The following is a 23,676-nucleotide window of genomic DNA, read 5'->3' as shown; positions in this document are numbered from 1 at the left end:
CGGTGAAAGAACGCGGATCCGAAGAGCCAGTGACGGACCGCGCTCAGAACAGCGCGGAGGCCGCGGCCTCGGCCGTCTCGATGACGGGGCCGAATCCGGGCAACAGCAGGAGCGTCGCGACGGCGGCGAAGACGACTGCGGCGTACAGTGCCGTCGGCCGGCTGTCGACCGTATCGAGCGTACTCGACGACTCGGGGTCGTCGAGGAACATCGCCTTCACCACGCGACTGTAGTAGTACAACGAGATCACGCTGTTGATCGCGCCGACCGCCGCCAGCCAGACGAAGCCGTTGTCGATCGCGCCCATGAACAGGACGTACTTCGAGAAGAACCCGGCAAACGGCGGAAGCCCGGCCAACGAGAACATGAACACGGCCATCGCGGTACACGCGATCGGCGCGCGCCGCGCGAGGCCGGCGTAGTCCTCGAACGTCCGGCCGACGCCCCAGCGCTCGGCCATCGCGACGAACAGGAACGCGCCGGTGTTCATGAACCCGTACACTAACAGATGAGCCATTGCCGCACCCATCACGGCGCTATCGCCGGCCGCGCTCCCGGAGAGTGCGCCGAGACCGATCAGCGCGTAGCCTGCGTGACCAATCGAGGAGTACGCGAGCATCCGTTTGACGTTCTCCTGAACGGCGGCCGCGAAGTTCCCGACCGTCATCGTCACCGCGGCGAGCACGCCGAAGGCGAGCACCCAGTTGACGTCCGCCACCAGCGACGCGCCGATGGGGAACGCCTCGGTGAACACGCGGAACGCGACGACGAACCCGGCGGCCTTCGAGGCCGACGAGAGGAACGCGCTCACGGGAGCGGGCGCGCCCTCGTACGCCTCCGGTGCCCAGAAGTGGAACGGAACGGAGGCGGTCTTGAACGCGACGCCGCCGATGATCATCGCGATCCCGATACCTGCGACGCCGGCAAGTCCCTCAAGGGACTCTATCTCCGCGGCCACGTCCGAGAAGATCAGCGACCCGGTCGCGGCGTACACCAGCGAGATGCCGAACACGAAGATGGCCGACGACAGCGCGCCGATGAGGAAGTACTTCAACCCGGCCTCGACGCTGCCGCGGTTCTTTTTCAGGTACGCCACCAACGCGTACGACGGCAGCGACACCATCTCCAGAGCGACGAACACGACCGCAAGCGAGTTCGCGACCGCAAGCAACGCCATGCCGGTCGCCGCGAAGACGGTGAGCGAATAGAACGCCGCCGGACTGTCGTGGTCGTCGAAGTAGTCGTGGGCGGCGACGACGACGAGCGCCGTCACGGACGCGAAGATGGCGGTGAAGAACAACGCCAATGTGTCGACCTTGATCGCGTCAGCGAACAGGTAGATCGCGCCGCCCGTGCTCACATCACCCGTTCCCTCGGCGACGAACCACACAGTGACCGCGAGCGATGCGAGCGCGCCGAGCGCACTCACGACCGATAGCGTCGTGTTCGAGCGAGCGTTCGGCCGAATCGTATCAACCAACAGCAGGGCGAGCCCGGTCACACCGAGGATCAACACCGGCAGCAGTGCTGTCCAGAGCGGGACGTGTTCAGACATCGACGCTCACCCCCTCGACGACGGGACCGGCAGCATCACGGATCATCTCGAAGAAGATGTCGGGCGCGACGCCGAGCACGATGATCGCCGCGAGCAGCACTGCGAGCGGGGCGACGTCGTGGAGGGGCGCACGACCGACCTCGTAGTCGGTTTCGAGCCGGAACGGCCCGAACAGCGTCTTCTGCATCGCCGCGAGCAGGTAGCCGGCGACGACGACGATGCCGAACATCGCGAGCGCCGTGAAGATTGGCGCGTACGGTAGCGACGGCGCGCCGAACGCGCCGACGAAGATGAAGAACTCACCGGCGAATCCGGCCATCAGCGGGAGCCCCATGTAGCCGAACGCTCCGGCGACGAGGATGCCGACGGTGACCGGCATCCGATCGGCCATCCCGGACATGTCGCCGACCATCCGGGTGTGCGTCGCGTTGTACATCACGCCGACCGCCATGAACATCAGCCCCGAGATGAGCCCGTGTGCGACCATCTGGAACGTCGCGCCGCCGACGCCGTACTCGGTGAACACGACGAGGCCGAGGATGACGTATCCCATCGACGAGACGGAGGAGTACGCGACGATGCGTTTGAGATCCTTCTGTGCCAGCGCCAACATCGCGCCGTAAATAACACTGATGACGGCGATAGCCGCAATCGGTATCGCGAGCGCGGACGCCTGATCCGGTAACATCGTGAAGTTGAATCGGAGCAGTGCGTACGTCCCCATCTTCAGGAGGACGCCCGCCAGCAACACCGACACCGGCGTCGGTGCCTCGACGTGAGCGTCCGGTAGCCACGTGTGGACGGGGACGATCGGGACCTTCACCGCGAATCCGAGGAACATCGCGAGGAACGCGGCCATTGCGATCGTTCCGGCCTCGAAGCCGAACCACGTTCCGAGCCCGCCGGCCGCGATGGCCTGCGTGATCTCCGGAAGTCCGAACGAGCTAACCGAGTCGCCGAGCGCGAACGTCAGCGACATGAAGCCGATGAACATCAGCAGCGACGCCGCATTCGTGTAGACGAAGAACTTGATGGCGGCGTACTTCCGGCGCGGACCACCCCAGACGCCGATGAGGAAGTACATCGGCACGAGCACGGCCTCCCAGAAGATGAACCAGAGGAAGAAGTCGAGCGCGGCGAACACGCCGAGCAGGTTCGCCTCCATGAACAGCAGGAGCCCGTAGAACTGGCTCTGTCGCGTGTCAATCGGCGTCCACGCGCTGACTATCGCCAGCGGCACGAGGAACGTCGTAAGGACGACGAGCGGCAGGCTGATGCCATCCAGTCCGACGAACCACGAGATCGACCGACCGCCGACCTCCAACCACTCGATCCGGCTCTCGAAGGCGATGGTGCCGCCAGTCAGGGCGTTCCCGACCGCGTCGAACTGCGACCACAGGTAGAGACTCCCGAGGAACGGAGCCAGACTCAGCCCGAAGGCGAGTTTACCGGCCCACTCGTCGGGCGCGACCATGACGACCAGCGCGGCGACGAACGTGAACGCGATGAACGCTTCGAGTATCACAGGAACCACCCCCCGCTAACGCCGAGCGCGACAAGCAACGCGAGCAGTCCGAGCGTCAACATCGCGGCGTAGTGGGTGACGAGCCCCGTCTGGATCCGTCGAACCCGGCTCCCCGCCGCGAGCGCGACCGAGGAGGTTCCGTTGACGACGCCGTCGATGATCCCTTGGTCGAAGGTGTCCGCGCCGCCTGCGGCATCTTCCGTCCGATACGCGGTCCATACCTGCAGTTCGTCGAGGTAGTAGTTGTTGTACAGCACGTCCTTGATACCGCCGAGCTTTGCCGTGTGTTCCGTCGGTGACGCGACGTTGTAGAGCCGCCACGCGACGAGTACGCCGACGACGGCGAGTCCGAGCGAGAGTCCGGCCGCGACGAGCAACGTCAACTCCTCGCTCAGTCCGAGAAGCTCCGCCGGCGCGTACCCGCCGTACGTCGCGAGCAGGTCGTTGTACGCGGAGTAGCTCACGCCGTCGATGCCGCCGAAGTCGTTGTTCAGCCACTGGGTGAGAAAGTCGATCCCGTCGATCCCGAGCAGCTTCTGAACCGGAACCATGTTGACGAGCCCGGCGACGACCGCCAGCGAGCCGAGCACCGTTAACGGCCCCTTCACGTTCCAGCGAACGGGTTCGGGGTCACGGGCCAACTCGCTGCGCGGCTCGCCGTGGAACGTCAGGAACACCATCCGGAACGTGTAGAACGCAGTGACCGGCACCGCGAGCAGCCCCATAACCCAGCCGCCGAGCAGCAGCGGGTCGTTGAGGCCGTGGACGAACGCCTCATAGAGGATCTCGTCTTTCGACCAGAAGCCCGCGAACGGGAAGATGCCCGCAAGCGCGAGCGACCCCGCGAGGAACGTCCAGTAAGTAACGGGCATCCGCTCTTTTAGTCCGCCCATGTCCCACATGTTCTCGTTGTGGTGCATGGCGATGATCACCGCACCCGCACCGAGGAACAGCAGCGCCTTGAAGAAGGCGTGCGTCATCAAGTGGAAGGTCGCGGCGACGTACGATCCCGCGCCGAGCGCGAGCATCATGTAGCCGTACTGCGAGATGGTTGAGTACGCGAGCACCTGCTTCAGTTCGTCCTTGACGACGCCCATCGTCGCTGCGAACAGGGCGGTGAAGCCGCCGACGAAGGCGATGACTGCGAGCGTCGTCGGCGTCAGCGCGTAGAAGCCGAACATCCGCGCAACGAGGTAGACGCCGGCTGCGACCATCGTCGCCGCGTGAATGAGCGCGGAGACAGGGGTCGGACCTTCCATCGCGTCGGGCAGCCACGTATGGAGCGGGAACTGTGCGGACTTCCCGACGACGCCGCCGAGCACCAGCAGTCCGATGATCGTGAACCACGTGCCGAGTTCGAGTCCGCCCGGCACCCACGCGACATCACCGGCACCGCTCAACGCTTGGTCCGCGAGGGCGGGGAACGACCCGTCCCCGGCGAACTGGGCCGTGCCGAACGTCGCGAGCACCGCGACGACGCCGACGAGGAAGAAGTAGTCACCGAACCGCGTGACTAAGAAGGCCTTCTTCGCCGCCGACGGCGGCCCCTCCTCCCGGAAGTGGAACCCGATCAGGAGGTACGAACAGAGTCCCACGAGCTCGAAGAACATGAACGCCATGAGCAGGTTGTCGGCGACGACGAACCCGAGCATGGAGGCGGTGAAGAGACCGAGACCGGCGTAGTAGCGCGGGAGTCCGGTCTCGCCCTCGTCGTTCATATAGCCGAGCGAGAACACGTGGACCAACAGCGCGACCAACGTCACGATGACGAGCATGAGCGCCGACAGCGGGTCGATCAGGAGTCCGAACGTGAGTTCGATGTCGGTCGGCCCGATACCGCCGGCGCTTGCCCACGTGTAGATGGTCTCGTTGTATGCCTCGCCGCCGGCGACCGTCGCGAGCACCCACAGCGACAGCAGGGACGATCCAGCAGTCGCCGCGATCCCGCCGAAGGCACCGCCCTTCGGGAGGTATCGGCCCGCGGCGAGCGCGACCACGAACGAGAAGAACGGCAGCAGGACGATGGCCGGGACGTACGCGAACGCGTCCACCATCTTACCACCTCATCTCCGTTGGAACCGTGACGTCCGTGTCCCCGAAGTTGCGGTACAACACGAGGATGATGCCGATACCGATCGCGACCTCCGCAGCTGCCAAGGCGATGACGAACAGGGCGAACACCTGTCCGGTGAGATCACCGTAGTACAGCGCGAACGCGACGAAGTTGATGTTCGCCGCGTTCATCATGAGCTCGACGCTCATCAGGAAGTACAGCGCATCACGCCGCGTGAGGACGCCGAATAATCCGATACAGAACACTCCGGCAGCGAGCAGCAGGTACCACTCGGGGGGCACCATTACCGCTCACCCCCGTCGGTGAACGCCTCGCCGACCGCGGCAACGATCGACCCGTCCTCCTCGCGTTTGGCGAGGTAGATCGCCCCGTCGACGGCGACGTCAAGCGCAACCGCGACGATCAGGAACGCAGCGAGGAACCCCTCGGAGGGGATCGTCGACAGCTCCTCGTAGCCCGTGAGGTTGAACAGGGCGTACCCGATGTTGTGGACGACTGACTCGCCCGCAAATGTCGAGAACTCCCCGAATTCGGCGCCGAGGAACGTTACAGCCATGACGCCGAACACGAGGGTGACGACCGCCGCGGGAAGGACCCGACTCACGTTGGCGTCCTCAGTCATCCGCTACTCACCTCCAGATCGTCCGTGTCGTCCGATCGCGTGAGCATCACGGCGAACGTGACGAGTATCAGAACCCCGCCCACGTAAACGAGGATCTGCATGGCGGCGATGAACTCCGCCTGTAACATCACGTAATGTACCGCGACGCTCGTCAGGGCACCGCCCAGAAGCAACGCGGCGTGGAACACGTCGCGCGCGAGGACGACCCCTAAGCTGAACGCCAGCGTGACCGCGGCGAACAGCCCGAACGCGATAGTAGCATAAACCATTGTGTTTGTCTCCTATGAGAACCCCTTTGAAGATTTCGAGACGCGCCCGTTACTGGTAGTCGATCTCGCCGTCACCCTCACCGATCCACGCACCACGATCGGGGTTTCGGGATTCGAGCGGGTCGATACCCTTGTACCACGGGACGTTCTTGAGCTGTTCTTTGTTGTACACGAAGTCGTCCTTCGTGTCCGCGGTGAACTCGAAGTTCTGTGTCAACAGGATCGCGTCGACGGGGCAGACCTCCTCACACAGCCGACAGTAGATACACTGTCCGATGTGGAGGTTGTACTGCTCGCCGTTGCGCTTGTCGTCTTGAACGATCTGGATCGTGTCGTTCGGACAGACGTTCTCGCACTGTCGACACCAGATACACCGCTCCTGACTGAACTTGTGGACGCCACGGAAGCGCGGGCTCACGTCGGGCGCGTCCTCCGGGTATTCCACCGTGAACGTCTTCCCGTCGAGCGCGTGCTTCATGGTCGTCGCCATTGATTTCATTAATCCGATCATACGATTACACCCACGATTACGGCCGTGAGGACCAGGTTCGCGAACGACAACACGAGCATCCCTTTCCAGCCGATCTCGATCAGCTGGTCGATACGAACGCGCGGGAACGCGGCGCGGGCCCACTGCGTGAACAGGAAGAAGCCCCAGATCTTCACCACGAACCAGAGGAATCCGATGCTCTCCGGTCCGGGGCCGGACGCCCCGCCGAGGAACGTCACGGCGAGGATCGCGCCGCCGAGGAAGATGTGGACGAACTCCCCGAGGTAGAACAACACGAAGTACGCCGAGGAGTACTCCGTCTGGTACCCGCCGACGATCTCAGTCGGTGCCTCGGGAATGTCGAACGGGTTCCGACCGATCTCAGCCATGTTGGCGGTGAGGAACAACACGAACGCGAACGGGTTCACCAAGGCATACCACGTCGGAATGTCGAACCCGGCGATCGTGAACAACACGTCCTGTTGTGCCTCGACGATGCCGCTCATCTGTAGCGTCCCGGCGAAGATCACGACGGACATCGCCGTGACGATGAGCGGGATCTCGTACGCGAGGTTCTGTGCGACCGCGCGCAGTCCGCCGAGCATCGAGTACTTGTTGTTCGAGGCGTAGCCGGCCATCACGAGCGACACCGACGCGATGGAGGCGAACGCGAACACCAACGCCAGCCCGACCTCGGGGTCAGCGAGTTGGAGGTTGACCGGGCCGAGGTGTCCCATCGGGATGACCGCGAACCCGAGCAGCGCGGACGCCGGCAGCAGGATCGGCGCGATGTCCCACGTCGGACGATCGACGCCCTCGGGTACGATGAGCTCCTTCGCGAGCAGTTGGACCGCCGCCGCCGGGATGATCAACAGCCCGAACGGACCGATACGGTCGACCGCGATCCGGTCCGTAAACGCGGCCGTGATCTTCCGTTTGGCCCACGGGCCGGCGACGCCCGTGAACGCGAGAACGATGTTTCCGATGACAGCCGCGGCGATGAGTGCCCCGACGACCTGTCCGGGAACCCCGGATATCCCGAGCGTCTCCGCGATGAACTCGGGGAACAGCTGTGCGGGTGCCGTTCCCATCAGCGGTCCACCTCTCCGAGCACGATGTCGAGGCTCCCCAGCGCGGCGATCACGTCAGGGATGTACTCCCCGTTCGCCATCTCGGGGAGCGTCTGGAGGTTCGAGAAGCACGGCGAGCGGATCTTGAAGCGAGCCGGCTTGTCCGTGCCGTCCGCGCGCATGTAGATCCCGAGCTCACCCTTCGCGGCCTCGACGGCACGATATATTTCGGTGTCGTCGTCCGGCTTCAGCGTCCGTGGGACGTTCGCCTGGATGTTTCGCTCCTCCTCGGGCCAGTCCTCGAGCAGGTCGATACACTGCCCGATTATCTTCGCGGACTCCTCGACCTCCTGCATCCGAACGAGGAGGCGGCTGTAGTTGTCACAGCCGTCCTCGGTGATCACGTCCCAGTCGAGCTCGTCGTAGTAGCCGTACGGGTCGTCACGACGGAGGTCGTAATCGACGCCCGAACCGCGAGCGACCGGACCGGTCGCGCCGTAGTCCTTCGCGACCTCGGGCGGGAGAATTCCCGTGTCGATCGTCCGCATCTGGAAGATCTCGTTCGAGGTGATGAGGTTGTGGTACTCCTCGACGGAGCCGGGCAGCTGATCGAGGAAGTCGCGGGTCTTCGAGAAGAACTCCTCGCGCGGCTCCGGCAGATCCCAGACGACCCCGCCGAGCCGGAAGTAGTTGAACATCAGCCGCTGACCCGTCAGGTCCTCAAGCAGATTCTGGACGCGTTCGCGGTCGTTGATCGCGTACATGAACGTCGCGGTGAAGTCGCCGTTCACGTCGAGCGCGAACGTCGCCAGTGCGAGCATGTGCGCGGCGATACGGCACATCTCCGCGCCCATCGTCCGGATGACCTGCGCGTACTCCGGAACCTCGATGTCCGCGAGGTCCTCGGCCGCACGTGCGTACGCCCACTCGTTGAGCAGGCCCGCCGAGATGTAGTCCCAGCGGTCGGGGTACGGCATGATCTGGTGGCGGTACGTCCCGTTCTGGGCCATCTGCTCCTCACAGCGATGGAGGTAGCCGATGTCTGACTCGACGTCGACGACCTGCTCGCCGTCCAGAACGGTTTTTAGATGGAGAACGCCGTGAGTCGCCGGGTGGTGCGGACCGATGTTGAGGAACATCGTGTCGGACTCGTCGTCCATGTGATGCTCCTGGATCGGATTGACGTGCGAGGGCAGCGAGGCGATCTGCGGCTGGTCCTTGTCGTAATCCATCGACAGAGGATGACCCTGCCACGTCTCGGGGAGGAGGATCCGCCGGAGGTCGGGGTGGTCGTCGTACTCGATCCCGATCAGGTCGTACGCCTCCCGTTCGTGCCAGTCCGCGGTCCGGAAGACGGGTTCCGCGGACTCCGAAACCGGGCTATCCTTGTCCGCGGGAACGACGACGCTGACCTCCTGGGTCGGGTCGTCGAACTTCTTCAGGTGATAGATCGACTCGTAGCGGTTCTCGTACTCCTGTGCGGAGACGACCGACAGGTGGTCGTAGCCCGCCTGCTCTTTTAATATCGACAGCGTCTCTTGGACCGTGTCCGGGCGGATGACGAAGCCGGGGGCGTTCAGGTGGTCGTCACGCCCGACGACCAGATCACCGAGCAGGGCCGCGAGCTCCTCGGGATCGTGTTCCGTTACCGCGTCGGTCTCGGGTGTGTCCGGTGCTTCGAGGCTCATGGCGAATCGGCGAAGTTGTACCGCATGACCAGTTCGTCCTCATCGATCTGGTCGGTGAGTTTCTCGACCAACTCGTCCTTTTCGAGGTCGGAGAACTGCTCCAGCTCGTACGGTTTCACCGTCACGGGCGCGGCCTCGCCGTTGGCGACGCGCTCCTGGAGTTTGACGACGCCGTACACCAGCGCTTCGGGACGGGGCGGACAGCCGGGCACGTGGATGTCGATCGGAATGACCTCCTCGGCACCTTTGATCACGTTGTACCCCTCCTGGAACGGCCCGCCGGAGATGGTACACGAGCCCATGCCGACGACGAACTTCGGCTCGGGCATCTGGTCGTAGACGCGCTTCATCCGCGGGGCGAACTTCGAGACGATCGTCCCGGGGACGATCATCACGTCGGCCTGCCGCGGCGAGGCGCGCGGGACCCCGCTGCCGAAGCGGTCGAGGTCGTGTTTCACCGCGTAGGTGTGCATCATCTCGATGCTACAGCAGGCGATGCCGAACTGTAGCATGAACATCGAGGAGCCGCGACACCAGTTCAGGAACTTGTCGAACTTGGTGAGGATGAACGGCGAGGAGCCGAACGCCTCCCGGAGCCGGGAGTTAAACCGGTCTCCTTGGCCAGTCATTCGGGCGTCCCGGGTCTCGGTTACGACTCGCGATTCGTCGGTGATGAAGGGTTGGTCGCTACTCATTAGTTGGGATCACGCTCCGTCTTTCTGCTGGCCGCACGCGGGCTGCGAGTCCACTTGACCGCACCCGTCCGCCACGCCCAGACGAGTCCGATCGCGAGGATCCCGACGAAGGCCAGCATCGGCCACAACAGGTCCATCATCGGGATGCCGCCCTCGATCGCGGGTCGGTAGATGACGACCCACGGGAACAACAACACGGTCTCGATGTCGAACACGACGAACAACAGCGCGACCATGTAGTACTGAATGTTGAACCGGATCTTCGTCCCGCCGGTCGGGGTCTCGCCGGACTCGTAGGTGGTGCTTTTACCGGTCTCAGGCACGCTCGGTCGGAGCAACGCCGACACGGTCATCATCCCTATCGGGATGAGCAGGCCGACGGCCGCCAAGGCGCCGATCGCTATCCAATCGCTCATATAGGTCTCCGTAACGTGCTGGCGTTTGGACCGCCCCCTCATAAGCGTTGAGTCTTCACCCCACCGGACGCACGTCGCCGAAGACCTTTGTGATCGACCGTTTCGGGCGATCCGTCGAGCCGTATCGACTCCTACTCGCCGCCCCGCTCGTGGAACCCGTCGATGCCGAGGTCATGAAGGTCGGCGGAGACCTCGGCGACGCCGCCTTTGAGGCTCTCGTGGTACGTCACCAGTCGGTCCTCGATCGTGTCGTGCTCGCGAGCGAGCACCTGCGCGGCCGAGAGGCCGGCGTTGAACGACTTGCCCGCGTCGACGGCGACGATGGGCGCGCCGGTCGGCATCCCGATCACGGAGTCGACGGACTTCTCCTGAACTGGAACCCCGATCACGGGGATCGGATACGCGATCGACGCGGTCATGTTCGGCAGATCGGCCGACTTCCCGCCCGCGCCCGCAATGACCACGTCGAGCCCTCGATCCGCCGCCGTCTCTGCGTACGCGTACATGAGCTCTGGGGTCCGATGGGCCGAGACGACGTAGCTCTCGAAGGTGTATCGTGCGTTCGGCGGATCGGCGAAGTCGGTCTGCTCCGCGAAGCCAAGTTCGCGAAGCGCGTCGTAGGCACCCTCCATCGTCGGGAGGTCGGAGTCCGACCCCATGATGATCCCGACCTCGGGAGTTGTCTCTGGGTCGGCGTCTGCCGCCGCCTCCGCTTCAAGTCGCTCAATGAGGTCCGCGACCGTGGTCATGTCACCGGTAACGTCCGGCGTCTTATAAGTCGTTGCGGCTTCGGAATACGGGATCTCCACCGCTGTCGATGACGAGGGTGATGTATATGCGATACAGTGCTGTGGCGCTCACCGCGAGGGACCTTCGGTCCCTCTGGCAGCCGGCGCTGCGCGCCGTCGTCGCCGGCGCGAGGTCGTCGCGCGTCGCCCGACTGCCAGAGACTCTTCGATTCTCGCTGGAGTCGGTCGGCCGAACCGAAGGCCGGCCGACGAGGCTGGGGAGGTGTGAGGTGCGGCGCGGTTGCGGTACTGGGTGGGACTCAAAGGGGTAGTCGCGAGGCGGGCGCACGCTCGCTGCGCGCTTCAGTCGCTCAGGATGTTCGCTCCTTCCAGTGCTTGCGTCACCTGCGCCCGCCTCGCGACTGGGGCTTTGGACGTGTTCGTCGTCGGTGTGTGAGTAACCGTGTATAACCGAGCGACTGGGGCTTTGGAGGACGTCACCGCGACTTCACCGTCGATCACTTATACGTGGCTGACTGGGCTTTGGACGTGTTCGCCGTGGCTCCGGCGGTCATCACTTGGGCGTTGAGAACAGTCACCACATCCGTAGCGAGGTATATATCCCCGCCAACAACACCGCACGGTTGTATGTATACAGCCGATCACTCAGAGTGGTATGGCCACTCCGTACCCTAGTAGAGCTGATTGTACATAAACCGGATATGAATGACGGACGATCGGACTTGCCCGGCGTTCCGGTACGGGGTATCCCGGTTGCCTCCTCCACCCCGCGACCCGACGAGCGACGGACGTCCGGCGGTGGGCTGCTCGCTTCCGCGCCTGACCCGCTGTCGCCGACGAACCACGACGGACCGCTCCTGCGAGCGGGCACCGTGGACCGCTGTCCCCGGCGGACGAGGCTTCCACGTTGGCTCTCGAGGCCCGTGCCGGTCTGACCGGACGTGCCCGACGTTCGGTCCCCGCTGAAGACTACCTCACGGGTTACGAGCGGGGCCTAACCGCCCGACCTAGTCCAGTTTTTACTACATGCGTGGCCCATAAGGGCCTTTCGTTCGGCGGTGAACGTCGGTCCGTTCACCCGACGACGCCTACCCGAGCAGTTCGCGGGCGTGTATTCCGGCCAGCGCCGGAAGCGGAAGCACCACCGCGATCACCGCGGGCGCGTGCCACTCGAGCCACCCGTACTCGGCGAACATCCTCGTCGGATCGATCGAGAGGTACCAGAGGATCGCGAGCAGCGGCGTCACCGCCGCGAGCACGACGAGCACCCCGGCTAGGGTTGCCGGATCGACGTTGCCGCGCTCGACGGAGGCGAACACCACCGCGGTCAACAGCGCGAACAGCGCGATCCCCCACGCGCCGACCGGTCCGGCCGCGTAGTAGCCGGCGATCTGCGTCTCGAACCCGGAGACGATCGCGTACGGGGCGAGCAGCAGGAGCACGCCGGCGACGCTGGCGACGATCCCCGCCTGACGCGAGCGCGCACGAACGTTCATATCGACCGATCGCGCGGCGGGGCGGTAAAAGGCGCGGATCGAGGCCGAAACCGATCGTGTGGTCCCCCCGACGCGAGCCCGCAGCGTTTTACTCCACCGGCGCGGATCGGCGTTCATGTCACTCGACGTCGAGACCCCAAACCCGCCGGAGCTTCGAGAGGTCGACCCGAACGAGTACGACGACGCCGAGGTCAGCGGCGGCGAGTACCGTCGTGACGAGTTGGAGGCGTTCCTCCGCGAGGGCGCGTGGGAGGACGCGTTCACGCAGTGGGCCCGCAGCAGCGACCTCGACGCGGCGGAGTGGGCGATAGTCGAGGATCTCGGTCTCGTCTCGCGATACGACTTTTTCTGGGACGACTTCGCGGACCGCGTCGGCTATCACGCGCCCGGACTCCCGGAGGACTGGAAGGAGCGCGATCTCCACCCCCATCTGGACTCGTGGGGGACCGTCTCCGCGATCAACGCCGGGCTCACGGAGCTCGGCCAGATCGCCTGTGAGGTGCTCAAAGACGAGTACATCGACTGGGAGGCGGAGTACGAAGCCCCGGACGACCTGCCTGACTTCGACTGAGACAGGATCTGGGTCGTCCGGGCATGGGAACCCGGTTCGCCGTATTCAAATACGCGGGCGCGGAGACACAGAGTATGGACGATATCGACGACCAGTACACCCCGGCGGACGTCGAGTCCACAGTCGACGAGTACTGGGACGACGCGAACGCCTACGAGTCGGCCAAGGAGGCACACGCCGACGACCCGCCGTTCTTCTTCGTCGACGGGCCGCCGTACACCTCCGGACAGATGCACCTCGGCACGGCGTGGAACAAGACGCTGAAAGACGCCGTCATCCGTCACAAACGGATGACCGGTCACCGCGTCACTGACCGTCCCGGCTACGACATGCACGGGCTCCCAATCGAGGTCAAAGTCGAAGAGGAACTCGGCTTCGAGAACAAGCGGGACATCGAGGAGTACGGGATGGAGCCGTTCATCCAGAAGTGTAAGGAGTTCGCGCTCCGCAACCGCGCGGCGATGGACGAGGACTTCAAATCGATCGGCGTGTGGATGGACTGGGAGGACCCCTACGAGACGATCGATCCCGAGTACATGGAGGCCGCGTGGTGGGCGTTCTCCAACGTCGCCGACAACGGACTCGTCGAGCAGGGGAAACGGTCCGTCTCGCAGTGTCCGCGCTGTGAGACCGGCCTCGCGAACAACGAGGTCGAGTACGAGCACGTCGACGACCCCTCCATCTACGTGAAGTTCCCGCTTGCCGACCGGGAGGGAAGCCTCGTCATCTGGACGACAACCCCGTGGACGATCCCCGCGAACGCCTTCGTCGCCGTCGACGAGGAGTTGACGTACAACGCCGTCCGCGCAGAGAAGGGCGGCGAGGAGGAGGTTCTCTACGTCGCCGAGGAGTGCGTCGAGGACGTGCTACAGGAGGGGCGGTATGAGGACTACGAGATCGAGGCGGAGCTCTCCGGCGGCGACATGCTTGGCTGGGAGTACGACCATCCGCTCGCCGACCGCGTCGCCGAGTACGCCGACTTCGAGGGGGCCGGGCAGGTGTACGCCGCCGACTACGTGGAGGCCGACCGCACCGGACTCGTCCACTCCGCGCCGGGCCACGGTGAGGAGGACTTCCACCGCGGCAGTGAACTGGGACTCGAGGTCTTCTGTCCCGTCGAGCCGAACGGCGAGTTCACTGCCGCCGCCGGCGAGTACGCCGGGCAGTTCGTTCGCGACGCCAACGACGGGATCATCGACGATCTGGTCGCCGACGGCCACATGCTCGCACACGGTACCGTGAACCACAGCTACGGCCACTGCTGGCGCTGTGACACGGGGATCATCCAGCTGGTCACCGACCAGTGGTTCATCTCGATCACGGACGTGAAGGAGGACCTTCTCGACAACATGGCCGAGTCCGAGTGGCACCCGGGGTGGGCCCGCGACAACCGGTTCCGCGACTTCATCGAGGACGCGCCCGACTGGAACGTCTCCCGCCAGCGCTACTGGGGAGTCCCGATCCCCATCTGGGTCCCGGAGGACGCCGACGCCGACCACCTCGACGAGGACATGATCGTGGTCGGCACTCGCGAGGAGCTCGCCGAACGCGTCGAGGAAGAGATCGATCCGGAGACGATCGACCTCCACCGCCCCGCAGTCGACGACCTGACGATCGTCGAGGACGACACCACGTATCGCCGCGTCGAGGACGTCTTCGACGTCTGGCTGGACTCCTCGGTCGCCACGTGGGGGACGCTCGGCTACCCCTCGAACGACGAGAGCCACGACGAGCTATGGCCTGCCGACCTGATAATCGAGGCGCACGACCAGACCCGCGGGTGGTTCTGGTCACAGCTCGGGATGGGGACCGCCGCGGTCGGCGAGATCCCTTATGAGGAGGTACTCATGCACGGGTTCGCAAACGACGAGGACGGTCGCAAGATGTCGAAATCCGTCGGCAACATCGTCACTCCCGAGGAGGCGATCGACCGGGCCGGACGCGACCCGCTCCGCACGTACCTGCTCAGCCACGACCAGCAGGGCGTCGACCTCGCGTTCGAGTGGGACGGGCTGGGCGAGATCCAGGGGAAACTCAACATCCTCTGGAACGTCTTCCGCTTCCCGCTGGAGTACATGGAACTCGACGGCTACGACCCCGCCGAGGCGGACCTCTCGGACGGCGAACTCGAACTGGTCGACGAGTGGGTGCTCTCGCGACTCCAGTCGGTCGAAACGGAAGTGACCGAGGCGTGGGCGGAGTACCGCGTCAGCGACGCGGTCAACGCCATCATCGAGTTCGTCACCAAGGACGTCTCGCGGTTCTACGTGAAAGCGGTCCGCGACCGCATGTGGGAGGAGGCCGACTCGGACACCAAGCGCGGCGCGTACGCGACGCTCGCGACCGTACTCGACGAGGTCATTCGGCTGCTCGCGCCGATCGCGCCGTATCTAACCGAGCGGATGTACCAGACGCTCGACGGGGAGGCGACGACGGTCCACGCGCTCTCGTACCCCGAACCCGATGACGAACTCCACGACTCCGACCTCGAACGCGACGTGGCGGTCCTCCGAAACGTTGAGGAGGCGGCCGCGAACGCGCGCCAGCAGGCCGGTCGCAAGCTCCGGTGGCCCGTTCCGCGAGTCGTCGTCGAGACCGACGACGAGGAGGTGGCCGAGGCGGTTCGGAATCTTGAGGAGCTGATCCTCGACCGCGTGAACGCCCGGACGCTCGAAGTCACCGGGGCGTTCGACGCGCTCGTCGAGACGGCCGAGCCGCGGATGTCCGCCATCGGGCCGGCGTTCGGCGGCGACGCACAGGAGGTGATGGCCGCCGTACAGGGGGCGACCCGTGAGGAGGTCGACGCCGGCCTCGTCGTCGACGGCGAGACGGTCGAACTCGACGACGAGATGGTCGAGTACGTCGCCGAACCTCCAGAGCACGTCACCGGCGTCGACTTCGACGGCGGGACCGTGTACGTGGACGCCTCGTTGACGCCAGAAATCGAGTCGGAGGGATACGCTCGCGACGTAATCCGTCGGATCCAAGAGATGCGTAAGACACTCGACCTCGACGTTGAGGCGCGGATCCGCGTCGGCGTCGCGGTCGACGACGAACGCGTCGCCGGGTTCGTCGACGACCACGCCGACCTGATAGCCGGCGAGGTGCGGGCTGACGCGTGGCTCGACGACCCCGCCGACGCCGCAACCGACGACGGTCTCGTCGAGGAGTGGGACGTTGAGGACGTCGTCGTCACCCTCGGGATCGACCCAGTCTCATAACGAGGCCGACATTTTAACAGAGCCGACCGCCTGACGGAGCCGCCTACCTAACGGCAGCGGGCGGCGGACATCGCCGCCCCCGAAACGTATACCTAGGTCCCGGTGTAGCGTTCATACATGCGTGTCTGACCGGCGCGTCCCGGCGATGCGGAGATCCTTCGGACTGCGGTATCGAGAGCCCGCGAGGCGACCGTTTTCGACGACATCGCCGGGCCGCTGTTTGACGTGTCCGCCGCGGGTGTCAGGGAGGCGACCGCGGGCGCGGAGTGTCGGTTCCTGATGGAGGACGACGACGGCCCGGTCGGCGTGGCGATCGCCCACCCCGACGAGGACGCGGCGGAGGCCGAACTACTCGCTCTGTGGGTTCACCCGGAACACGCCGGCGAGGGGATCTCCGAGGAGTTGCTCGAACGAGTCGCGTCGTCGCTCGCCGACAGGGGAACCCGAACGCTCCGAACGGACGTTCCGGTCGATCAACCGGCCGTTCGAGAGTTCTATCGCTCACACGGCTTCGCTCCGCGCGGCAGGAGACAGGGGCCCGAGGGCAACGAGGCCGTGTTCGTCGTCGACGTGGAGACGCTGATCCGCGGGTAGCAGCGTTTGTGACGGGAGACATCGCGACGAAACGCTCCGATCTACTTCAGTCGTTCCTGTAGAAACGACGGGTGAGCGGCGGTGACGCCGTCGACTGCGAGCAGTTCGTCGCTGATGACGTCGCCGAGCTCGTCGCCGTCGGTGGCGCGGACCTCAGCCATCAACATGTGGTCACCGGAGGACGTGTACAACGCCTCCACTTCGTCGAGTCGTTTCAGTTCGCGGGTCGCCGAGACGTACTTCCCGGAATCGACGTCCATCCCGACCATCGCGATCGACTGGGTCGCGAGCTTCTTCGGATCGACGTCCGCCGAGTAGCCGACGATGACGCCCTCCTCCTCCAGTTTGTCGATGTACTTCCGCACCGTGGGCTTCGAGACGTCGGCCCGCTCGGCTATCTCCCCGCAGGAGGCCTGTGCGTCCTCCTCCAACACGGAGAGGATCCGCTCTTCCGTCGATACCGTACTCATACGATCCTCTTTGTCGCGACGGAAAAAATACCTTGCGAACCCGAAAACAGTGGATCGAAGCGGCGAACCGGGCCGGAGCGGCCTCGTATAGGCCGCGAGCGTCGACTGCGACGCGTTCTCGTGTGTGCCGAACGCGAGGCCTACTCGTGCTTCTCGAGGAACCGATCGTGGGAGCGCTCCCACTCGTAGTCGTCGTCCCAGTAGCGCTCGGCCAGCGGCTCCTCGGGCATCTCGCCGATCGCACGCTTCTCCTGTCCGTAGGAGGGACGGTCCTCGTCGACGTAGTAGCGTCCCGTGAGCACCTTGCCCTCGTGGAGCGCCTCCTCGGTCTCGCGCATCATTTCCGCGGCCTCGACCTTGTCCGTCGGATCGAAGTCGTAGTCTTCGGACTCCTGGACGTCAATGTATGGGACGTACTGACGTGCGTCCTTATTCCACGTCGGACACTGTGTGAGGAAGTCGACGTGTGCGAAGCCGTCGTGTTCGATGGCCTCGACGAGGATCTCCTTCGCCTGGTTCGGGTTGACCGCGGCCGTGCGGGCGACGTACGACGCGCCGGCGTTGAGCGCGAGCGAGAGCGGCTTGAGCGGCTCCTTGGCGCTGCCAGACGGCTGCGTCTTCGACTTGTGTCCCTTCGGGCTGGTCGGGGAGGTCTGTCCCTTCGTGAGCCCGAAGATCTCGTTGTTGAAGACGATGTACGTCATGTCGTGGTTCTCTCGGGCCGTGTGGAGGAAGTGGTTTCCGCCGATCCCGTAGCCGTCGCCGTCGCCGCCGGCGGCGATGACTTCGACGCCGGGGTTCGCGAGCTTCGCGGCGCGAGCCACGGGCAGCGATCGCCCGTGGATCGTGTGGAACCCGTACGTGTCGAGGTAGCTGTTCAGCTTGCCGGAGCAGCCGATCCCGGTACACAGAAGCGTTTCTTCCGGCGAGCGCCCGACCTCCGGGAGCGCCTGTTTCAGCGCCTTCAGGACGCTGAAGTCACCACAGCCTGGACACCACGTCGGCTGTGGCTCGACGCCGGGGGTGTACTCGTCGCGGTCGATCTCTCGTTCCTCTCCAATTGCTGAAAACGTGCTCATGTCTTAATCACCTGCGGCTGGGACGAAGGTAGTCTGATGGCCGGATGCGTCGCCGTCGCCTTCGAGTATCGCGGCCTCGAACCCGTCAACAACCTCCGCGGGCTCGAACGGGTTCCCGTTGTACTTCAGCAGGCTCGACAGCTTCTCGCCGTAGCGACCGAGGTTCTTCTGAACGAGCCCGCGGAACTGTCCCGAGGCGGTCATCTCGACGACGAGCACCTCGTCGACGCTCTCGACGAACGCCTCGACCTGATCGGTCGGGAACGGGAGCATGTCCGAGACGCCGTACGACTTCACCGAGACGCCGGCGTCGTTGAGACGGTCGACCGCCTCCTCGACGGTTCCCTGCTGGCTCCCGAACGTGAGGATGCCGTACTTGGCGTCGTCGGGGCCGGCGTACGAGCCGGTGTCCTCAGTGTCGAGGTCAGCGCGGATCGCTTCGAGCTTCTGCGTCCGACGGTCGATCTGTGCGACGCGGTTGTCGGGCGACTCGCTGATGTGGCCGGTCGGGTCGTGCTCGTTGCCGGTCGCGAGATAGCGACCGCCCTTCTGGCCGGGGACCGACCGCGGCGAGACCCCGTCGTCGACATCGTGCTGGAAACGGTGGAACTTCCCGTCCGCCGAGTGCGGCTCATCCGCGAGCGCGTCCTCGCCCAGCGTCTTCCCGAGGGTCGGATTCGGATCGCGGTCGAAGTGGCTCTTCGGGACGTTCACCAGTTCGCCGCCGAGCTTCTGGTCGTACAGGAGGATCGACGGGATCTGGTACTCGTAGGCGAGCCGGAAGGCGAGCCGCGACTGCTCGTACGCCTCCTCGACGGTGCCCGGCGCTAAGACGACGCGCTGGGAGTCGCCCTGTGAGGTGTACAGGACGTGTTCGAGGTCGGACTGCTCCGGCTTCGTCGGCATCCCGGTCGACGGGCCGGCGCGCATAGCCTCAACGAGGACGACGGGTGTCTCCGTCATCTCCGCGAGTCCGAGCGGCTCGGACATCAGCGCGAAGCCGCCGCCGGAGGAGCCCGACATGGCCTTGACGCCGGCGTGGGAGGCACCGACCGCGAGGGCGGCGGCCGCGATCTCGTCTTCGACCTGCTCCGAGATGCCGTCCAACCCGGGGAGGTTCTGTGCCATGATCGTGAACACTTCTGTCCACGGCGTCATGGGGTAGCCGGCAATGAACCGACAGCCCTCGTCGATCGCGCCGTACGCGATCGCGTCCGATCCGGACATGAGCAGCTGCGTCTCGTCGTGATCGCCGGTCGGCACCGAGACGTCCGGCGCGTCGACATCGTACTCCTCACGGACCTGGTCGTAGGCAGTGTTGAGGATCTCGAGGTTGGGGTCGAGGATCTTCTCCGGCATCGCATCGCGCATGAGATCCTCGACGTGGTCGAGTTCCATCCCGATCAGCGCACAGGTCGCGCCGACGCCGGCCGTGTTCCGCATGACTTCACGACCCATGTCGCGGGCGAGTCCGCGCAGGTCGAGCGGGTACACGTGCCAGTTGTTCTCCTCGACACGCTCGTCGAAGTTCGGGATCTCCGAGGTGTCGAGCAGTCCCTCGTCGTACACGATGACGCCGCCCTCACGGAGTTCGTCGAGGTTCTCCGAGAGCGGTTTGATCTCCTCGTTCCCGTAGAAGGCCTCCTCCTGCGGGTTACGGGCGAACGAGTCGCCGAGCGCGAGCAGGAAGTTGTAGCCGTCGCCGCGGGACCGTACCGGTTCCTCGGCGGCACGGATCTCGGTGTACGTGTGCCCACCGCGGATCCGCGACGGGTAGTGTCGGTGTGTGAACACGTTCAACCCCGATCGCATCAGGGCCTTCGCGAAGTTCTGGCTGGTGGAAGCGATCCCGTCGCCGGATCCTCCCGATATCCGCCAGATGAGTTCGTCATCAGTCATATTGTGGATCATGGCCCGGTAAGGCCTAGTGAGTTTGAATTGTGGCGGTCTCCTCTTAGGGCTTGCTATGGAATCACAAGGGATGATCATGAAAGACCTACGAGACGCCGCGTTCGATATCGATCGCCCAGTCCCGTTCTGCCATCGATCCCCTGGTCCCGTTCTGCCATCGATCGCCCGGTCCCGTCCGACGCCGATCACCGGATCCAGTTCGCGTCGACCCGGGACAGCTCCGGACGTCCCGGCTCTTTCGCGCCCTTTTAGGTGCTCGTGCCCCGAGCCACGCCATGCTCACGTTCATCGGACTCGGTCTCTACGACGAGGACTCGATCACCGTCGAGGGGCGCGAGGCCCTCCGGGATGCCGACCGAGTCTTCGCGGAGTTCTACACGAGTCGGCTCGTCGGTGCCGACGTCGCCGACCTGGAGACGGCCCACGGCGTCGATATCGAGGTCCGCGACCGCGAGGGAGTCGAACGCGACCCGGAGGCGATACTGTCGGCGGCCGAAACCGATGACGTCGCCTTCCTCACCGCCGGGGATACGATGATCTCGACGACCCACACCGACCTCCGGATGCGGGCCGAGGACCGCCGGATCGACACTCGGGTGCTCCACGGGGTCACCGCCCAGTCGGCCGCGTCGAGTCTCACCGGCCTCCAGAACTACCGGTTCGGCAAGGCCGTAACGCTCCCCTTCCCGTACGCGCACGGGGGCGACGGCGTGCCGGAAAGCGTGATCGAGGCGATCGAGGCGAACCGGGAGCGCGGCCTCCACACGCTCGTCTACCTCGACATCAAGGTCGGCACCGGACCGACCGGCCCCGATCCCGACCACGAGGAGTACATGACCGCCGACTACGCGGCCGAACTGCTTGCCGAGGGATGGGCCGACACCGTGGGCGTCGTCGTCGCCCGCGCCGGGTCGCCGGAACCGGTCGTCGCGGCCGACTCGCTGTCCGGGCTCGCCGACCGTGAGTTCGGCGACCCCCTCCACATGCTACTCATCCCCGGCGATCTCCACCACGTCGAGGCGGAAGCGCTCGTCGGACTGGCGGGCGCGCCCGAATCGATCCTCGAGTAACGCGCCGGCGAGCCCCTCTGGTCGCGTGGCAGTGACCCTCACGATTAATTACGATAGGGTTCGTCGGTATCGGATATGACCGACGTACCCGTCGAACGACTCATGTCGACCGACCTCGTGACCGTGAGCGTCGAAGCTACTGCGGCCGAAGCGGCGACCCTGATGCTGGAGACGGGAGTCAACTCGATACTCATCGTCGACGGTGCGGGGCGTCTGGAGGGACTCCTCACCGGAACCGACTTCGTGACGCTCGTTCGGGAGAACGATCCCGAGGACGAGACCCCGGTCGGAACGTGTATGACGGCCGACGTCGTGACCGCCTCCCGGACTGACTCCGTCGACGCCCTCTCCGCGCTGGCCGACGGCGAGTACACACACATCCCCGTAACCGACGACGAACGGGTCGTGGTCGGGATGCTCTCGACGACCGATCTCACGCGACATCTCGCCGAACGACGGTAGCAGTCTACGCGGCCGTAGCAGCCTACACGGTCGTACACGGACGGCTCGGAACGTCCGTGACGCGATCACTCGGGCTCGTGGACCTGCTCGTCGTAGGTCGCCCCCGCCGCGATCAGGAACCCGATGATCGCGGTGACGAGCGCGATGCTACCGATCGCCACGACGGCAATGGAGAACAGCTCCTCCGCGAGCACCTGTGCGGAGGTCAGAAGCGAGACCGCGGTGACGAACGCGATGAGCGTCAGTAGCCGTCCGAGCCGCCCGACATCGAGTCCGTTCTCACTCGACATACTTCCTGAGCTCGTTGATGACGCCGTCGTATTCGTCCTCACGGGCCGAAGTGCCGAGCGAGTGGATCGACTGACAGATCCACATTCCCGCGGTGAAATTCAACAGCGCGACGAACGAGACCAACCCGACCTGCGAGTCGACCGTCAGCCCGATCGCGAGCCCCGTCACCAGCGTGGCCGCCATGATCGCGTGGGTGACGAGCGACCGCGTGCCGAAATCGACCAACCCGGCAGTTACTCCTGACATGTACGAGTACACGGAGTCCATCGGTATATATGGTTCGCAGGGCGTTTCGTGGCTTCTCGTTCGCGTGGTCTCGTTCGCGTTTCGCTCGACGCTACCGGCCCGTGCGCGAGCCGGAAGAATAAACAGGGGCGAGCGCACTGGTGTGGTATGGACTTACATGATCGGACGCGAGTCAGCGAGGTCATGTCGACGCCGTTGGAGACGATCGGGGGCGACGCGTCGATCCGCGAGGCCGCCGGACGAATGCGCGATCGCGACATCAGCGCGCTGGTCGTGGCCGCCGGCGGCGGCTGTATCATCACCCAGAGCGACGTCATCGCCGCCGTCGCCGACGGAGCGGACACGACGGAGACGCTCGTCCGCGACGTGATGACCGAGGACGTCGAAACCGTCACCCCCGACCTGCTCATGGAGGAGGTCGCGGCGATGATGACGATGTACGGCGTCAAACACCTCCCCGTCGTCGACGACGACTACGTCGGCATGATCTCCTCGACCGACGTCGCCCGTCACGTCTCCTGAGCATTGGTCGGGAAGACCGGAACGACCGCGGACGAGAACCGATCCGTGATCGATCTCGGGAGTGAATCTCTCAGATCGATGGCAACAAGAGCATATTTAAAAGAACTGTGAGCGACAGCAACGATCGCTTATAAACAAACCGTGCGGTGGCGTGCGCCTCCGAGCGGCCGACAGGCCGCGAGTAGGGAGAGACCGAAGGTCTCTCTGACAGCCGGCGGCAACGCCGCCGGCAAGAGCACGCGCGAGGGAGTCGCTGGCGGCGGCCGCCGCCAGCGACAGGGCAAGAGTGGAGCTCTCGCTAGCAACCGGCGGCAAAGCCGCCGGTGACGAGGCTGGGGAGGCGTGAGGTGCGGTGGCGGTTGCTGTGCGGGGCGGTATTCAAAGGGGCAGTCGCCGGACTACGTGCGGCTGCCCGAGGCGCTCCGCGCCTCGCTGCCGTGTGAACGCCTACGCCGCCCACACGGCTGGGGCTTTGGAGGTCTTCACTGTCGATCAGTAGTCAACCGCTTATAAACAGGTGGCTAGACCTTTTGAGTAGTTCCTCATATCCTCGTCTGTTTATAAACAGCTGCCAGTAACACCACTAGTCC

General features: G+C 64.9%; 22 protein-coding genes, 1 other RNA gene and 1 pseudogene. 6 read left to right on the top strand and 18 right to left on the bottom strand.

All coding sequences use genetic code 11. The features are described 5' to 3' along the window. Positions 1 to 43: 43 nt before the first annotated feature. From J2751_RS01510 to J2751_RS01445, 14 genes are all read right to left on the bottom strand, one after another. On the bottom strand, positions 44 to 1,555 hold the full coding sequence (locus J2751_RS01510; protein WP_209482705.1) for an NADH-quinone oxidoreductase subunit N: 1,512 nt from the start codon (positions 1,553 to 1,555) through the stop codon (positions 44 to 46). Then, positions 1,548 to 3,080, bottom strand: a complete 1,533-nt coding sequence (locus tag J2751_RS01505; RefSeq protein ID WP_209482704.1) for a complex I subunit 4 family protein — start codon at positions 3,078 to 3,080, stop codon at positions 1,548 to 1,550. Before J2751_RS01505 ends, J2751_RS01510 begins: the two co-directional genes overlap by 8 nt. After that, positions 3,077 to 5,134 (bottom strand): NADH-quinone oxidoreductase subunit L, encoded by a 2,058-nt coding sequence (nuoL, locus tag J2751_RS01500; RefSeq protein WP_209482703.1) that lies wholly within the window; start codon positions 5,132 to 5,134, stop codon positions 3,077 to 3,079. The genes J2751_RS01505 and nuoL overlap by 4 nt, the downstream gene beginning before the upstream one ends. 1 nt (position 5,135) lies before the next feature. Continuing rightward, on the bottom strand, positions 5,136 to 5,438 hold the full coding sequence (gene nuoK, locus J2751_RS01495; RefSeq protein WP_209482702.1) for an NADH-quinone oxidoreductase subunit NuoK: 303 nt from the start codon (positions 5,436 to 5,438) through the stop codon (positions 5,136 to 5,138). Continuing rightward, positions 5,438 to 5,776, bottom strand: coding sequence for a hypothetical protein (locus J2751_RS01490; protein WP_209482701.1), 339 nt, complete (start codon positions 5,774 to 5,776; stop codon positions 5,438 to 5,440). Before J2751_RS01490 ends, nuoK begins: the two co-directional genes overlap by 1 nt. Then, on the bottom strand, positions 5,773 to 6,045 hold the full coding sequence (locus tag J2751_RS01485; RefSeq protein WP_209482700.1) for an NADH-quinone oxidoreductase subunit J: 273 nt from the start codon (positions 6,043 to 6,045) through the stop codon (positions 5,773 to 5,775). Before J2751_RS01485 ends, J2751_RS01490 begins: the two co-directional genes overlap by 4 nt. Positions 6,046 to 6,094: 49 nt before the next feature. Beyond that, the gene (locus J2751_RS01480; RefSeq protein ID WP_209482699.1) at positions 6,095 to 6,556 is read right to left on the bottom strand and encodes a NuoI/complex I 23 kDa subunit family protein; all 462 of its coding nucleotides are present in this window, start codon (positions 6,554 to 6,556) and stop codon (positions 6,095 to 6,097) included. Continuing rightward, complete coding sequence (locus tag J2751_RS01475; protein WP_209482698.1) at positions 6,553 to 7,626, bottom strand: complex I subunit 1/NuoH family protein; 1,074 nt, start codon at positions 7,624 to 7,626, stop codon at positions 6,553 to 6,555. Before J2751_RS01475 ends, J2751_RS01480 begins: the two co-directional genes overlap by 4 nt. Further along, on the bottom strand, positions 7,626 to 9,293 hold the full coding sequence (locus J2751_RS01470) for an NADH-quinone oxidoreductase subunit D (protein WP_209482697.1): 1,668 nt from the start codon (positions 9,291 to 9,293) through the stop codon (positions 7,626 to 7,628). The genes J2751_RS01475 and J2751_RS01470 overlap by 1 nt, the downstream gene beginning before the upstream one ends. Continuing rightward, positions 9,290 to 9,988 (bottom strand): NADH-quinone oxidoreductase subunit B, encoded by a 699-nt coding sequence (locus J2751_RS01465; protein ID WP_209482696.1) that lies wholly within the window; start codon positions 9,986 to 9,988, stop codon positions 9,290 to 9,292. Before J2751_RS01465 ends, J2751_RS01470 begins: the two co-directional genes overlap by 4 nt. Further along, on the bottom strand, positions 9,988 to 10,404 hold the full coding sequence (locus J2751_RS01460; protein WP_209482695.1) for an NADH-quinone oxidoreductase subunit A: 417 nt from the start codon (positions 10,402 to 10,404) through the stop codon (positions 9,988 to 9,990). Before J2751_RS01460 ends, J2751_RS01465 begins: the two co-directional genes overlap by 1 nt. A 131-nt stretch (positions 10,405 to 10,535) precedes the next feature. Continuing rightward, positions 10,536 to 11,153, bottom strand: a complete 618-nt coding sequence (gene purE / locus J2751_RS01455) for a 5-(carboxyamino)imidazole ribonucleotide mutase (protein ID WP_209482694.1) — start codon at positions 11,151 to 11,153, stop codon at positions 10,536 to 10,538. Positions 11,154 to 11,859: 706 nt separating this feature from the next. Then, positions 11,860 to 12,171, bottom strand: an RNA gene (ffs, locus tag J2751_RS01450) — signal recognition particle sRNA. 70 nt (positions 12,172 to 12,241) lie between these two features. Beyond that, on the bottom strand, positions 12,242 to 12,649 hold the full coding sequence (locus J2751_RS01445; RefSeq protein WP_209482693.1) for a DUF7548 family protein: 408 nt from the start codon (positions 12,647 to 12,649) through the stop codon (positions 12,242 to 12,244). A gap of 115 nt (positions 12,650 to 12,764) precedes the next feature. On the opposite strand from J2751_RS01445, the gene J2751_RS01440 reads away from it, so the two are divergent. The 3 genes from J2751_RS01440 (at position 12,765) to J2751_RS01430 (ending at position 17,035) form a co-directional block, all read left to right on the top strand. Continuing rightward, complete coding sequence (locus J2751_RS01440) at positions 12,765 to 13,220, top strand: hypothetical protein (RefSeq protein ID WP_209482692.1); 456 nt, start codon at positions 12,765 to 12,767, stop codon at positions 13,218 to 13,220. Positions 13,221 to 13,294: 74 nt separating this feature from the next. Beyond that, a complete protein-coding gene (ileS, locus tag J2751_RS01435; RefSeq protein ID WP_209482876.1) occupies positions 13,295 to 16,441 on the top strand; it encodes an isoleucine--tRNA ligase in 3,147 nt (1,048 codons plus the stop codon). Positions 16,442 to 16,594: 153 nt separating this feature from the next. Beyond that, positions 16,595 to 17,035 carry a GNAT family N-acetyltransferase gene (locus J2751_RS01430; RefSeq protein ID WP_321168543.1) on the top strand — a complete coding sequence of 147 codons (441 nt, stop codon included), beginning with the start codon at positions 16,595 to 16,597 and terminating at the stop codon, positions 17,033 to 17,035. A gap of 41 nt (positions 17,036 to 17,076) precedes the next feature. On the opposite strand, the gene lrpA1 is transcribed toward J2751_RS01430, so the two are convergent. The 3 genes from lrpA1 to J2751_RS01415 all read right to left on the bottom strand — a co-directional run bounded on the left by lrpA1 (position 17,077) and on the right by J2751_RS01415 (position 20,483). Further along, positions 17,077 to 17,505: an HTH-type transcriptional regulator LrpA1 gene (gene lrpA1, locus J2751_RS01425; protein WP_209482691.1), complete on the bottom strand. Its 429-nt coding sequence runs from the start codon at positions 17,503 to 17,505 to the stop codon at positions 17,077 to 17,079. 140 nt (positions 17,506 to 17,645) lie between these two features. Further along, the gene (locus tag J2751_RS01420) at positions 17,646 to 18,584 is read right to left on the bottom strand and encodes a thiamine pyrophosphate-dependent enzyme (protein ID WP_209482690.1); all 939 of its coding nucleotides are present in this window, start codon (positions 18,582 to 18,584) and stop codon (positions 17,646 to 17,648) included. A gap of 3 nt (positions 18,585 to 18,587) precedes the next feature. After that, positions 18,588 to 20,483: a 2-oxoacid:acceptor oxidoreductase subunit alpha gene (locus J2751_RS01415; protein ID WP_209482689.1), complete on the bottom strand. Its 1,896-nt coding sequence runs from the start codon at positions 20,481 to 20,483 to the stop codon at positions 18,588 to 18,590. A 287-nt stretch (positions 20,484 to 20,770) separates the two neighbouring features. On the opposite strand from J2751_RS01415, the gene dph5 reads away from it, so the two are divergent. After that, positions 20,771 to 21,565, top strand: coding sequence for a diphthine synthase (gene dph5 / locus J2751_RS01410; protein WP_209482688.1), 795 nt, complete (start codon positions 20,771 to 20,773; stop codon positions 21,563 to 21,565). 75 nt (positions 21,566 to 21,640) lie between these two features. Then, on the top strand, positions 21,641 to 22,027 hold the full coding sequence (locus J2751_RS01405) for a CBS domain-containing protein (RefSeq protein ID WP_209482687.1): 387 nt from the start codon (positions 21,641 to 21,643) through the stop codon (positions 22,025 to 22,027). Between the two features lie 65 nt (positions 22,028 to 22,092). On the opposite strand, the pseudogene J2751_RS15805 reads toward J2751_RS01405, so the two are convergent. Further along, positions 22,093 to 22,564, bottom strand: a pseudogene (locus J2751_RS15805) (hypothetical protein). A 147-nt stretch (positions 22,565 to 22,711) separates the two neighbouring features. Here J2751_RS15805 and J2751_RS01390 point away from each other — a divergent pair. After that, on the top strand, positions 22,712 to 23,086 hold the full coding sequence (locus tag J2751_RS01390; protein WP_209482684.1) for a CBS domain-containing protein: 375 nt from the start codon (positions 22,712 to 22,714) through the stop codon (positions 23,084 to 23,086). Positions 23,087 to 23,676: the final 590 nt, after the last annotated feature.

The sequence above is a fragment of the Halorubrum alkaliphilum genome, assembly GCF_017873815.1.
Lineage (GTDB): Archaea > Halobacteriota > Halobacteria > Halobacteriales > Haloferacaceae > Halorubrum > Halorubrum alkaliphilum.
Note: the sequence above shows the minus strand (reverse complement) of the source record. Positions and strands in the feature narration are given on the sequence as shown.